This window comes from Serratia sp. NCCP-200 (assembly GCF_059697885.1).
Genome location: NZ_BAAKUJ010000004.1, coordinates 175358 through 188216, shown reverse-complemented (window position 1 = coordinate 188216; position 12859 = coordinate 175358). Strand labels below are relative to the sequence as shown.

General features: G+C 56.5%; 12 protein-coding genes. 8 read left to right on the top strand and 4 right to left on the bottom strand.

Going from position 1 to position 12859, the window contains the following annotated elements; genetic code table 11:
• Positions 1-12: 12 nt before the first annotated feature.
• Positions 13-1173: a glutathionylspermidine synthase family protein gene (locus AC6HVW_RS15310; protein ID WP_166733415.1), complete on the bottom strand. Its 1161-nt coding sequence runs from the start codon at positions 1171-1173 to the stop codon at positions 13-15.
• A gap of 3 nt (positions 1174-1176) precedes the next feature.
• Positions 1177-1836 carry a DUF1190 family protein gene (locus AC6HVW_RS15305; protein ID WP_021179506.1) on the bottom strand — a complete coding sequence of 220 codons (660 nt, stop codon included), beginning with the start codon at positions 1834-1836 and terminating at the stop codon, positions 1177-1179.
• Between the two features lie 339 nt (positions 1837-2175).
• Here AC6HVW_RS15305 and AC6HVW_RS15300 point away from each other — a divergent pair, with 339 nt between their 5' ends.
• Genes AC6HVW_RS15300 through dhaM form a run of 4 tightly spaced genes read left to right on the top strand, consistent with a single transcriptional unit; the run spans position 2176 to position 6469 of the window.
• A complete protein-coding gene (locus AC6HVW_RS15300) occupies positions 2176-3276 on the top strand; it encodes a glycerol dehydrogenase (RefSeq protein WP_071682104.1) in 1101 nt (366 codons plus the stop codon).
• 50 nt (positions 3277-3326) lie between these two features.
• Positions 3327-4394, top strand: a complete 1068-nt coding sequence (gene dhaK, locus AC6HVW_RS15295; protein ID WP_021806863.1) for a dihydroxyacetone kinase subunit DhaK — start codon at positions 3327-3329, stop codon at positions 4392-4394.
• Positions 4395-4403: 9 nt separating this feature from the next.
• The gene (dhaL, locus tag AC6HVW_RS15290; protein WP_021179509.1) at positions 4404-5042 is read left to right on the top strand and encodes a dihydroxyacetone kinase subunit DhaL; all 639 of its coding nucleotides are present in this window, start codon (positions 4404-4406) and stop codon (positions 5040-5042) included.
• Positions 5039-6469, top strand: coding sequence for a dihydroxyacetone kinase phosphoryl donor subunit DhaM (gene dhaM / locus AC6HVW_RS15285; RefSeq protein WP_497569521.1), 1431 nt, complete (start codon positions 5039-5041; stop codon positions 6467-6469). Before dhaL ends, dhaM begins: the two co-directional genes overlap by 4 nt.
• Here dhaM and dhaR read toward each other — a convergent pair.
• Both dhaR and tolC read right to left on the bottom strand, forming a co-directional pair.
• Positions 6466-8415, bottom strand: coding sequence for a dihydroxyacetone kinase operon transcriptional regulator DhaR (dhaR, locus tag AC6HVW_RS15280; protein WP_071682103.1), 1950 nt, complete (start codon positions 8413-8415; stop codon positions 6466-6468). The genes dhaM and dhaR overlap by 4 nt on opposite strands.
• 161 nt (positions 8416-8576) lie before the next feature.
• A complete protein-coding gene (gene tolC / locus AC6HVW_RS15275) occupies positions 8577-9998 on the bottom strand; it encodes an outer membrane channel protein TolC (protein ID WP_037376203.1) in 1422 nt (473 codons plus the stop codon).
• Positions 9999-10281: 283 nt separating this feature from the next.
• On the opposite strand from tolC, the gene nudF reads away from it, so the two are divergent.
• Genes nudF through yqiA form a run of 4 tightly spaced genes read left to right on the top strand, consistent with a single transcriptional unit; the run spans position 10282 to position 12770 of the window.
• Positions 10282-10914 (top strand): ADP-ribose diphosphatase, encoded by a 633-nt coding sequence (nudF, locus tag AC6HVW_RS15270; protein WP_021179513.1) that lies wholly within the window; start codon positions 10282-10284, stop codon positions 10912-10914.
• Positions 10915-11340, top strand: a complete 426-nt coding sequence (locus AC6HVW_RS15265) for a DUF1249 family protein (RefSeq protein WP_021179514.1) — start codon at positions 10915-10917, stop codon at positions 11338-11340.
• 27 nt (positions 11341-11367) lie between these two features.
• On the top strand, positions 11368-12195 hold the full coding sequence (gene cpdA, locus AC6HVW_RS15260) for a 3',5'-cyclic-AMP phosphodiesterase (RefSeq protein WP_021806859.1): 828 nt from the start codon (positions 11368-11370) through the stop codon (positions 12193-12195).
• Positions 12195-12770 (top strand): esterase YqiA, encoded by a 576-nt coding sequence (yqiA, locus tag AC6HVW_RS15255; RefSeq protein WP_071682102.1) that lies wholly within the window; start codon positions 12195-12197, stop codon positions 12768-12770. The genes cpdA and yqiA overlap by 1 nt, the downstream gene beginning before the upstream one ends.
• Positions 12771-12859 lie beyond the last annotated feature (89 nt).

Sequence of the window (12859 nt, the reverse complement as noted above, 5' to 3'; positions counted from 1 at the left end):
CGACCCTACGGATTAACCAAGAATAATATGTGGGTAGAAGCGCGACAGATCCTGGGTGATCAACTCGCGATCTTCACGCAGGCCAATGCCGCAAGGCTGATCGTTGACCAGCCAGCTGCCGATCAGCGTATAGCTGCCTTCAAACTGTGGCAACTGATGGAACTGCTGCACAATCATGCCTTCTTCGCCGTATGGCCCATCTACGCGCGCCACTTCCTGACCGTTCTGGACGATCTGGATGTTGGCACCCTCGCGTGAGAACAGCGGCTTGGTGACGTAATGATCCATCTGCGGATGATCGTCCTCGGCAAAGTAGGCTGGCAGCAGGTTTGGATGATCCGGGAACATTTCCCACAACAGCGGCAGCAGAGCCTTGTTGGAGATAATGCTCTTCCAGGCCGGTTCCAGCCAGCGTACGCCAGCGTCTTCCAGCTTGGTGGAGAACATCTCGCGCAGCATGAATTCCCACGGATAGAGCTTGAACAGGTTACCGATCACCTGATTTTGCAGGTCGGTGAACTGGCCTTTCTCGCCCAGGCCAATCTCTTCCATATACAGAAATTCGGTCGGTAGGCCCGCTTCCAGCGCGCAATCTTGCAGATATTGCACTGTACCGCGATCTTCCTCACTGTCTTGGCAGCAGGCCAGATGCAACAGGCCAAAGCCGTGATTGGCTTGCAGATCGGCGAAACGTTCGATCAGTTTTTCTTGCAGGCTGTTGTACTGGTCAGAGGCGGGATCCAGCTTGCCGGCGTTGATCTGATCTTCCAGCCACAGCCATTGGAAGAACGCTGCCTCATACAGTGAGGTTGGCGTATCGGCGTTATTTTCCAACAGCTTGGGTGGATTGATGCCGTCATAGGCCAGATCGAGGCGTGAATACAGCGAAGGCTGATTAGTGCGCCAGGAGCTGCGAACAAATTCCCAGGTGTGCTTGGGGATGCAGAATTTGGTCATCAGTTGATCGCTATTGACCACCTTATCTACCACCTTCAGGCACATCTGGTGCAGTTCGGCGGTGGCATCTTCAATCTCTTCGATCTGCGCCAATGTGAATTGGTAATAGGCATCTTCACACCAGTAAGGTTCGCCGTACATGGTATGAAAGGCGAAACCAAATTCGGTGGCTTTTTCGCGCCAATCTGGGCGCTCGCTAATCGCAACGCGTTTCATGCATTAACCACCCATGCTGCGTGAGCTGCTGGAAGTGGCGCTGCTGCGCTGCATGCTGGTCTGTTTGGCCACGGATTCACCGAAACCGCCACGGGTAACGGTATTGGTCACCGCTGGTTTTGGGGCCATGGCGGTTTTAGGTACCGTCATGGAACGGCCGCCTGCGGTTGCCGGGCCATAGCTTTTACCGCTGGCGTCAACAAACTTGCCGTTTGCCGGGCTGGCGGCGTTTTTAGAGGTAAACAGCGGCTGTTGAGCGTAGCCCCCGCCACCCATCATGCGGCCCATCATGTAGCCCGCCATCAGCGGCATCCACATGCTGCCGCTGCTTTGTGATTCTGCGGCCATGCCAGCCTGTGCTGGAGCCTGGGTACATTGTGCTTCGCCGAATTCGGCGACGCAGTCTTCACGAGTGGCGTATTTAGGCGCGGTTTTTTCCGCTTCCTTCAGCGCGTTGTTATACGCGGTGGTGCACTGCTCGCTCATTGACGGGTTGGAGGTTGAACAATCGTCAGCATTTTTATACAGGGAAACCGTCTCATCCGCCTGTTCGCAGCCGGCCAGCATAAACACTGCGCTGATCGCCAAAGCTACGGGAGCAACACGGTAGCTGCGCCAGGATTTGCGGAAGGTGTCTTTGTTGATGTTTTTGGTCCGTTTCATCGATATCTATCCCATCATGCGGGCTGTATTCGCCCTTGCCCAGTCGTGGTCGATAGGATAGGGGAAAGATGCTCAAAATTAAAGCTGAAACACCCGCAGGATCCACTCTTTACGCACTTATACGTTACGGTGTGCGCCAGTTCGCTTTACGGCGCATAACTGCAGCAAAAGCGTTACATAATGGAACGTTTTGTCCGAAGCTACGTTCCATTATGTAACGTTTTTTTCCTTAGTCGCCAAGCGGCCGGCAGGTCGTATAGTCAGCAACAGAACAATACGTCGATATCATCCTCTGAAATCTGAACGTTACTTGATTAACGTCCCTACAAGGAGTCAGTTATGTTGAGAATCATTCAATCCCCAAGCAAATACATTCAAGGTGCCAATGCGTCGGCCTGCGTGGGCGAATATGCCAAAGCCCTTGCCGATCATTACTTTGTGATCGCCGACGATTTCGTTATGAAACTGGCGGGCGATACTGTGATGGGCAGTCTGCATCAGCACGGAGTGAAGTATCACGCTGGTACGTTTAATGGCGAATGCTGCCGCAAGGAAATTGACCGCCTTGGTCAGGAACTGAAAAGCCAAGGCTGCAAAGGTGTGATCGGTATCGGCGGTGGTAAAACGCTGGATACCGCCAAGGCGATCGCCTATTACCAGCATGTGCCGGTGGTGTTGATGCCGACCATTGCTTCGACGGATGCGCCTACCAGCGCGTTGTCGGTGATCTACAGCGAAAGCGGCGAGTTTGAAGAATACCTGATTTACCCCGCCAACCCGAATATGGTGGTGATGGACAGCGCCATTATCGCCAAAGCGCCGGTACGCCTACTGGTGGCGGGCATGGGGGACGCGCTCTCCACCTATTTTGAAGCTCAGGCCTGTTTCGATGCCCAGGCCACCAGCATGGCGGGCGGCAAGTCTACGCTGGCGGCGCTCAATCTGGCACGTCTATGCTATGAAACGCTGTTGGCTGAAGGGGTTAAGGCCAAGTTGGCTGCGGAGTCTGGTGTGGTCACCGAAGCGGTGGAGCGCATCATTGAAGCTAACACCTATCTGAGCGGTATCGGTTTTGAAAGCAGCGGTCTGGCGGCGGCGCACGCCATACACAACGGTTTTACCGTGCTGGAAGAGTGCCATCATCTGTATCACGGGGAAAAAGTGGCGTTCGGCACCCTGTCTCAACTGGTGCTGCAAAACAGCCCAATGGCGCAGATAGAAACGGTGTTGAACTTCTGCCAGCAGGTCGGGCTGCCGATTACCCTGGCGCAAATGGGCATCACCGGTGAACTGACAGAAAAAATCGGCAAGGTGGCAGAGGCCAGCTGTGCCAAGGGTGAAACCATCCACAACATGCCGTTTAGCGTGACGCCGGAAAGCGTACAGGCGGCCATCCTGACGGCAGACAAACTGGGCAGCGCCTGGTTGCAACGCGCATAAATCATCGGGCGCGGTTAGCGCGCCCGCTGTTTCCTACAGAGGAATTAACCGTGAAAAAGCTAATCAATCAGGTCGATTCGGTACTCAATGAACAACTACTCGGCATGGCTGCCGCTCACCCGGAGCTGCGGGTGCATCAGGATCCGGTGTTTGTGACCCGCACGGCGGGGCCGATCCCAGACAAAGTGGCGATCCTGTCAGGCGGTGGTAGCGGCCATGAGCCGATGCACTGTGGCTTCGTGGGCGAGGGAATGCTGGATGGTGCCTGCCCAGGGGAGATTTTCACCTCGCCGACGCCGGATAAAATGTACGACTGCGGCCAGGCCATCGACGGCGGTGCCGGGGTATTGCTGATCATCAAGAACTACACCGGTGACATTCTCAACTTTGAAACGGCGACCGAATTGCTGCATGACAGTGGCGTGCCAGTGGCAACGGTGTTGGTGGATGATGACGTGGCGGTGAAAGACAGCCTATTTACCGCTGGCCGACGCGGGGTCGCCAACACGGTGCTGATGGAAAAACTGCTTGGCGCGGCAGCGGTACGGGGCTTTGATCTGGATGCGCTGGTCACGCTGGGGCACAAAATCAACAACCAAGGCCACTCGCTAGGGATTGCTCTGGGCGCTTGCACCGTGCCTGCGGCAGGTAAACCGTCGTTTACTTTGGCCGATAACGAGATGGAGTTTGGCGTTGGCATCCACGGCGAACCGGGGATCGAACGGCGGACGTTCACCACCCTCGATCAAACGGTAGATGACATGTTCCATACCCTGATCGATCACGGTGATTACCAGCGCTCGATCCGCGTTTGGGATCGTCAGCAGGGGGAGTGGCGTGAAGAGAGCCAGAGCAAACGAGCTTTGACGCAGGGCGATCGGGTGATTGCGCTGGTCAATAACCTTGGGGCGACGCCGCTTTCCGAACTGTATGGGGTTTACCACCGTTTGGCGCAGCGTTGCGCCGCAGCCGGGATCGTGATCGAGCGTAACCTGGTGGGATCATACTGCACCGCATTGGATATGCAGGGGGTTTCCATCACCTTGCTGCAAGTGGATGACGAGTTGTTATCGCTGTGGGATGCGCCGGTGAACACGCCAGCGCTGCGTTGGGGCTGAGGAGGGATCATGACATTAAGCAAACAGCAGGTCGTTGAGTGGTTGATGCGTTGTGGTGAGGTCTTTACCCGCGAACGCGATTTCTTGACTCAGTTGGATAGCGATATTGGCGATGGCGACCACGGCCTGAATATGAACCGTGGCTTTAGCAAGGTGGTAGAAAAGCTGCCCTCGGTAGCGGACAAGGACATTGGATTTATTCTCAAGAACACCGGTATGACGCTGCTTTCCAGCGTTGGTGGTGCCAGTGGTCCGCTGTTTGGCACTTTCTTCATTCGAGCGGCTCAGGCGGCCAATGCCAAGCAAAGCCTGGATCTGGCGGAATTGAAGCAGGTGATCCAGGAAGGCGCGGAAGGCGTAGCGATGCGCGGCAAGGCAGAACCGGGCGATAAAACCATGTGTGATGTCTGGGGGCCGGTCGTTGCAAGCCTGGGCGAGTCGCTACAGCAGCAGCTCAGCGTAACCCAGGCGCTACAACAGGCCGCCGTTCGGGCGGAGCAGGCCGCACAGGCCACCATTGTGATGCAGGCCCGTAAAGGGCGCGCCAGCTATTTGGGCGAACGCAGTATCGGCCATCAGGATCCGGGCGCAACCTCCGTCATGCTGATGATACAAACGCTGGCCCAAGTGGTCGAGGAGGCAGGATGATCAACATCGTTGTGGTTTCTCACAGTGCACAACTGGCGCAGGGTGTTGAGCAACTCGCCCGCCAGATGATGCGCGGCGAGGGGTGCAAACTGGTGCTGGCGGCAGGGGTTGATGATGAGCTACATCCGATCGGCACCGATGCGGTGAAAGTGATGGAAGCGATCGAATCCGTGGCGGACGGAGCGGGGATCGTGGTGCTGATGGATCTCGGCAGCGCATTATTGAGTGCGGAAACCGCACTTGAGCTGCTCGACCCAGAGGTGGCGGCCAAGGTGGTGCTGTGTGCGGCACCGCTGGTGGAAGGCACGCTGGCCGCGGTCGTAGCGGCTAACGCGGGCGGTAGCCTGGAGCAGGTACTGGCAGAGGCGCAAGGAGCCTTGCAGGTCAAGCAGGCACAGCTCGGTGAGGAGATACCTGCCAGCAAGCCGCTGAATTTACCGCTGAGCCAGGGAAAAAGCCTGAGTTGGACGGTACAGAATCCACACGGGTTGCACGCTCGCCCGGCGGCGCGTCTGGCAGAGGCTCTGGCTCCTTTTACAGCGGAACTGGTGCTGGAAAAACATGGCCAATGTGCCAACCCACGCAGCCTGAATCAGCTTGCTTTGTTGCAGGTTCGCCACGGTGACACTATCCGCCTGATTGCCGATGGTGCACAGGCGGATGAAGCCCTGGCAGCTTTCAAGGTGTTGGCAGAACAGCACTTTGGCGAAACCGTATCTGAGCAGCAATTGCCTTCACTGCACGGTATCCCCGTGGAGGAAAGCGTCAGCAGTGGTCCGATATTCCAGGTGTCGAGCTTCTGGCCGAAAACGGAAGAGCGCCAGCTAGGGGCCGATGGCGTGCTCAATGAACAGCAGCGCCTGCGTATCGCATTGCAGCAGACGTTAGACGATCTGAACAAGCTGGCGGATCGCACTGGCAACCTGATCGGTAAACCGCAGGCGGCGATCTTCGGGGCGCACAGCATGTTGCTAGACGATCCCGACCTGCAACAGGCCGCCTTTACCCGTATCGCACAACAGCAATGCAGCGCGGAACAGGCGTGGCGGCAGGAACTGGAGCAGATTGCCGCTGATTATCGGGCGCTGGATGATGAGTATTTGCAGGCGCGGGAACTGGACGTACGTGACATGCTGCGCCGTACGCTGAGCCATCTGGCACGGCAGCCTATCCCGGCGATCGTGCTCAATGAGCCAGCGATCCTGGTGATGGATGAGCTGATGCCTTCCGACGTCGTGATGCTCGATCGGCGCATGGTACTCGGTATTTGCCTGAGCGGCGGCAATGCCTTGTCACACACCGCGATCCTGGCCAAAGCGATGGGGATCCCGATGGTGGTCGGCATGAGCGAATGTATGAGCAAGACCCGCAGCGGTCAGAAAGCGATGCTGGATGCGGCGCGCGGCACTTTACAACTCAGCCATTAACCCCGCAGCTTGAACTGGCTGATATCGATATTCATCTGTTTGACTTTACGCCACAGCGTGGTGCGGCTGATGCCCAGCAGCTGCGCCATCTCGTTAAGCTGCCCGTGGCTGACGTTGGCCACGCGGATAATCGCCTGCAACTCCATTTCCGCCAGCGTCATCAGTGGCATAGCCGGTTGAGAGTCGCTTTCCACTAGCGGCTGATGGCTGAGCAAGTGAGCGGGGAGGTCGGCCAGCTGAATATGGTGGCCGTGGCAAATCATCGCGGCGCGCTCTATCACCCCTTTCAGTTCCAGATCGTTACCCGGCCACAGGTACAGACCAAGCTGGGTCATTACCTCGTCGTCTACCCGGAAGCGGCACTGGAAGTGTTGCTCCAGAGCGCGCAGATGGTGCTGGACCAGCAAAGGGATGTCACTGAGGCGCTGGCGTAGCGGCGGAATTTGGATCTCGAAGGCCTGCAGGCTATAGAACAACTGGCGACGAAAACGATTCTGTTGCACCAGCAGTGCCAGGTTGGCGGCGCTGGTAGCGATCACCCGCACGTTCACCGGGATCACGCGGCTGGAATTCATACGCATTACCACGCCGGTTTTTAGCACCTGCAACAGGGCGGACTGCATGGCCAGCGGCAAGTATTCGACCTGTTCAAGATGCAGCGTACCGCCGTTGGCCAGTTCGAACTTGCTGAGCTGGCCCGCCTGTTCTTCGTTGGCATCACTGCCGAGTAACTCCTTCAACCCTTGTGCCTCGGGCAGCAACTGGCAGTTCAAGGCGATATAAGGCCCGGCGGCACGTTCGCAGGCATTGTGGATGGCCTGGCTGAGCAGCTCTTTCCCCACCCCTTCTTCACCGCACAGCAAAATCGGGTGATGGCCCTTTGCCGCCTGCTGGCCATAGCGGATCAGGCGACGCATTTCCTGGGTGCCTGAAGGCATCTGTTCGAAGGTGTGGCTGACCCGGCCGATCTGGCTACTGACGTATTGATGCAGCCTTTCCAAGGGATGCAGCAAGGCGATGAAGCTACAGTGCTCACCGTCCAATATCGGTTTGAGGGTGAGCAGCGCGGCGATAAACTGGCCCTGACTTTCAAAGGTGACCTCCACATGCTGTAACGGCTGGCGTTGGCTGATGGCGCGGTTAAGCAAGGCCGGTAACGTCAGCAACTGTGCCAGTGGTTTGCCTTGGCTCTGCTGTTCATGCAGCTTGAGCATCGCGGCGGCGCGCGGGTTGATATATTGCAGATAACCCCGGTGATCCCAGGCCATGACGCCGTCGTCTACGCTGTCCAGTAGCCCGTTGAGCTGATTGAGATGGCGATTGGATTCGGCCAGCAAGCTGTCGGCGTTCAGGGCATTGCCGATCTCTCGGGCGATCGCCAGGATCAGGGAAAGATCGCCCGCATTGCAATCGGCCAACTGGCAACCCAAAGCCAACATACCGCGCTGGCGGCCGCTATTGTCATGCACTGGCGCGGCACAGAATGACCAGCCATGCAGTGCCTGGCGCACGTGTTCATCGCTATGGATCTGTACCGGATGGCCCTCAGATGCGGCCAGGGAAGGGGCATTGGTGCCGATATCGCCTTCCGCCCAGTAAGCACCAGGCGCAAAACCCAGTTCGAGCAGTTGCTCGCCGGTCGCCTTGTCGCCGCATTGCCACAGCGTGCAGCCGCTTTCGTCGAGGATCAGCAACACGCAGTGGCGCTGTTCCATATATTCCCAGGCATCTTCCAACGCCGCCTGGCCGAGCGTAATGAAATCATCCTTACGCCGGCAGATAGAGTCGAAGGTAGTGCCCAGGGCGCGATGTGGGGCTTTCCACACGGCGGGTTGCATCAGATGGCTGCAGCGTAGCCAGGAGGCATAAATGGCCGGGGAGGGGCGCAGCTGTGGCGGTAACGCGCCTTCGGTGATCAACCGTTGCCAGAGTGAAGCGTTGTCCATCAGATCCCGTTCAGCAGATAAACCCCAATAGGGAGCGGATCATAACATTAACCTGTTTAGAGAGGCTGTGAGGTGAGGGGCAGATGCGGGATTATTGGATAAAAAAACGGAGCGCGGCAAATGCCGGGCCCCGTTAATCGGTAGCTCAAAGCTGGAGCAGGTTATCTGCTAGCCGTTGGCCGAGTGGTGCTGGAACCGTCAACATAGGCATCTTGCGCCGCTGTTGGGGGGGCTACCACATCTGGCGCGGTGGAGATTGGCTTGCCTAGTGTTCCGTTAAGCATCATCAGATCGTTTTCGTTCAGCGTGCCGAGCGCCGATTTGATGTTCAGCTGGTTGATCAGGTAAGAATAACGCGCATTGGAAAGCTGTTGCTTGGCGTTATACAGCGTGGTTGTCGCATCCAGCACGTCAACGATGGTACGGGTACCCACTTCGTAACCGGCTTCGGTTGCATCCAGAGAACTCTGGGCAGAAACCACCGCTTGTTTATAAGCGCTGATGCTGCTGATGGACGCAGAAACGTTGTTGAATGAGGAACGCACGGTTTGCACCACGCTGCGGTGGGCGCTTTCCAACTGCTCACTGGCACCGACGAAGTTGTACTGCGCCTGTTCTACCCGCGAGTTGGTTACGCCGCCGTTGTACAGCGGCACGCTAACGCTGATGCCGACCTGGTTCTGGCCATTAATCGAGTCGTTGCCACTGGTCCCTGTGTTAGCTCTGGAACCGCTGTATTTGGAATTGGTGATCCCGGTAGAAGCATTTAAATCAACCGTTGGCATATAGCCGGTTTGTGCCGATTTGATCTGCTCACGGGCCAGATCCTGGTTCAGGCGGGCAGACAGCAGGCTCAGGTTGCGGCTTTCCGCTTCTTTCAACAGGCTGTTGACGGCATCCGGGCGCTTGGTGCTGAACTTGTTGGTATCCAGCGAGGCCAGTTCCGGGTAGAAGGTGCCGGTAATTTGGCGTAACGATTCTACCGCGTTATCCAGGTTGTTACGGGCAGTCACTTCGTTGGCCAGCACGGTATCGTAGTTGGCACGAGCGTTCTGCACGTCGGTAATGGCAACCAGGCCCACGTTAAAACGTTGGGTGGTCTGATCCAGGGTACGGTAGACCGCTTGTTTATTCGCCTGGGTATAGGACAGGGCGTCGATCGCCTGCAGTACGTTGAAATAGGCGGTGGCCGTATCCAGGATCAATTTCTGGGAAGACGTCTGGAAAGTGACATCGGTAATACCGGCGGTCTTTTCCTGCAGCGTCAGCGCGCGCCATTTGGACATATCAAAGATAGTCTGGGTCAGCGCGAGCGAGCCTTGGGTGGTATTGCTGTTAAGCCCATTGGCATCGCGGAAGCCGTTGTTATAGGTATAACCAGCAGATAAGCCAAGCTGCGGCAGCAACGGGCTGCGTGCTTCGTTGATTTTTTCAAACGCCGCATCACGATCGGCAGCGGTTTTACGCAGATCCGGGTTACTTTCCCTGGCCTGTTTGTAAACCTGCAACAGGTTCTCTGCCTGGCTCATGGTGCTGAAGCCAGCGAGGCTCAGACCAATAAGAAGGGGGAGCAGTTTCTTCATTTGCATTCCTTGTTGTGCAGCAATATTGCTATGTTAGCGCTGACGATAGACGAATAGTTGCCAATTCTAGCAGAGTCTGCCGAGCGCTGAGGGTGGCTTAATGTGCCATCTCACAGAACTTTTACCTTGGTGTACGCTACGTTTACTGACACTGGGCTATTTGCATCGGCGCTACCTGATATCATGGTTCACAATCTAACACAAAGCGGGTGAAGATAATCCCGCCGTTTCTGTCATCAAATCCCTTTATTTTGCCGGCATAATCACACAGGAGAATTCGTAGATGAACCGCTCGCAACCTTCACCCGTTACTTTCGACAAAAATGATGTAGAAATTATTGCACGAGAGACGCTATACCGTGGTTTTTTTTCACTCGACTTATATCGCTTTCGCCATCGTTTGTTCAACGGTGAGATGAGCGGTGAGGTCACGCGCGAAGTTTTTGAGCGCGGCCATGCGGCGGTGTTGCTACCCTATGATCCCATCAGGGACGAAGTGGTGCTGGTTGAACAACTGCGGATCCCGGCCATCGATAGCTCAGCTTCCCCCTGGCTGCTGGAAATGGTTGCGGGTATGATCGAAACGGGAGAAAGCGTTGAGGACGTGTGCCGCCGCGAAGCGTTGGAAGAGGCTGGCGTGGTGGTCGGGCGCTGCAAGCCGGTGCTGAGCTATCTGGCCAGCCCTGGTGGCACCAGCGAACGTCTGTCTATTATGGTCGGTGAGGTTGACGCCCTGACGGCCGAAGGGATCCACGGATTGCCCGAAGAGCATGAAGATATCCGTGTCCACGTGGTCAGCCGCGAACAGGCTTACCGCTGGGTTGAAGAAGGCGCGATTGATAATGCCGCATCAGTGATTGCATTGCAGTGGCTGGCGTTGCACCATGAATCGCTTAAAGCAGAATGGGCCAACTAAATGCAAAAGCGCTATACCCCTGACTTCCCGGAAATGATGAGATTGTGTGAAACCAACTTCGCGCAATTGCGGCGTTTGATGCCGCGTAACGACGAAGTCGATGAAACCGTCACTTATCAGGTGAATGGCGCCCATTATCGTCTGACTATTGTTGAATCTACCCGTTACACCACGCTGGTGCAGATTGAGCAGACTGCGCCTGCGGTCAGCTACTGGAGCCTGCCTGCGATGACGGTACGGCTGTACCACGACGCGATGGTTGCGGAAGTGTGTTCCAGTCAGCAGATCTATCGGTTTAAAGCGCGTTATGATTATCCGAACAAAAAGTTGCATCAACGCGACGAAAAGCATCAAATTAACCAGTTTCTTGCTGATTGGTTGCGCTACTGTTTAGCGCATGGAGCAATGGCGGTTCCGGCTTGTTAGGTCGACGGAGATAACAAAGGACACCATTTGGAAAGCCTGTTTAGACTGCCCGTGGCGAGTGGGGCCAAGGTCAGGATCTTACAAATAACAGATACCCACCTGTTTGCTGGCAAGAGTGAGACCTTGCTCGGCATCAATACCTATGCCAGCTATCACGCGGTGCTGGATGCGGTGATCGCGCAGCAGCGTGAGTGCGACCTGATCGTGGCAACCGGCGATCTGGCGCAGGATCACTCCCAGGCGGCATACCGGCACTTTGCCGATGGCATTACCCGTTTACCTGCGCCCTGTGTCTGGCTGCCGGGGAACCACGATTTTCAGCCTGCGATGGTAGATGCGTTGGCCGCAGCCGGTATCTCACCTTCAAAGCAGGTGCTGCTGGGGGACAACTGGCAGGTGCTATTGCTTGATAGCCAGGTGTTTGGCGTGCCGCACGGCGAGCTGAGTGAATACCAGTTGGAGTGGATGGAGCGTTGCCTGGAGGCTCATCCAGAGCGCTACACGCTGCTGTTGCTGCATCACCATCCGTTGCCTTCCGGCTGCACCTGGCTTGATCAACACAGTTTGCGTAACCCGCATACGCTGGCGGCCGTGCTGTGGCGCTATCCGAAAGTGAATACCCTGCTGTGCGGGCATATCCACCAGGAATTGGATCTGGGCTGGCACGGGCGTCGGCTGTTGGCCACGCCGTCCACCTGCGTGCAATTCAAGCCGCACTGCACCAATTTTACCATCGACGACGTTTCCCCAGGTTGGCGCTATCTTGACCTGTTGCCGGATGGCCGGGTGGAAACCCAGGTATTCCGGCTGGAAAACGATGACTTCCGCCCCGACATGGATTCGGACGGCTACTGATGCCCTCAACCTTACTTTACCTGCACGGTTTCAACAGTTCGCCGCTTTCGGCCAAGGCCACGGCTTTCAAAACCTGGCTGGCGGAACATCATCCCCATATCGACATGCTGGTACCGCAGTTGCCGCCTTACCCGGCGGAGGCGGCGGAAATGCTGGAAGATTTGGTGATGGCGCGGGCAGGTCAGACGATGGGCGTGGTAGGCTCCTCGTTGGGCGGTTATTATGCCACCTGGTTATCGCAGTGTTTTGCGTTGCCAGCGGTAGTGGTAAACCCTGCGGTGAAGCCGTATGAGCTGCTGGTCGACTATCTGGGAAGCAACGAGAACCCCTACACCGGGCAGCAATATGTGTTAGAGTCACGCCACGTTTATGATCTGAAAGTGATGCAGGTCGATCCCTTGGAGTCGCCGGATTTAATCTGGTTGCTACAGCAAACGGGCGATGAAATTCTCGATTACGGTCAGGCAGTGGCTTATTACACCGCCTGCCGGCAAACGGTGGAGTCGGGCGGAAACCACGCTTTCGTCGGTTTCGAGCACTACTTCCCCCAGATTGTGGATTTTTTAGGGCTATGACGCCGCGGCAACTTCAGCTATCACAGATATACTGAACAGGCAGCGGGCGATTTCGGCACCTTCCCTCAACCACGAAAAAATAATCAACG

Bases quoted from the DNA above. Each gene is read 5' to 3' on its own strand.
- AC6HVW_RS15310 (WP_166733415.1), bottom strand. From the start codon at position 1,173: ATGAAACGCGTTGCGATTAGCGAGCGCCCAGATTGGCGCGAAAAAGCC.
- AC6HVW_RS15305 (WP_021179506.1), bottom strand. From the start codon at position 1,836: ATGAAACGGACCAAAAACATCAACAAAGACACCTTCCGCAAATCCTGG.
- dhaM (WP_497569521.1), top strand. From the start codon at position 5,039: ATGATCAACATCGTTGTGGTTTCTCACAGTGCACAACTGGCGCAGGGT.
- yqiA (WP_071682102.1), top strand. From the start codon at position 12,195: ATGCCCTCAACCTTACTTTACCTGCACGGTTTCAACAGTTCGCCGCTT.
- dhaR (WP_071682103.1), bottom strand. From the start codon at position 8,415: ATGGACAACGCTTCACTCTGGCAACGGTTGATCACCGAAGGCGCGTTA.
- AC6HVW_RS15265 (WP_021179514.1), top strand. From the start codon at position 10,915: ATGCAAAAGCGCTATACCCCTGACTTCCCGGAAATGATGAGATTGTGT.
- tolC (WP_037376203.1), bottom strand. From the start codon at position 9,998: ATGAAGAAACTGCTCCCCCTTCTTATTGGTCTGAGCCTCGCTGGCTTC.
- dhaL (WP_021179509.1), top strand. From the start codon at position 4,404: ATGACATTAAGCAAACAGCAGGTCGTTGAGTGGTTGATGCGTTGTGGT.
- AC6HVW_RS15300 (WP_071682104.1), top strand. From the start codon at position 2,176: ATGTTGAGAATCATTCAATCCCCAAGCAAATACATTCAAGGTGCCAAT.
- nudF (WP_021179513.1), top strand. From the start codon at position 10,282: ATGAACCGCTCGCAACCTTCACCCGTTACTTTCGACAAAAATGATGTA.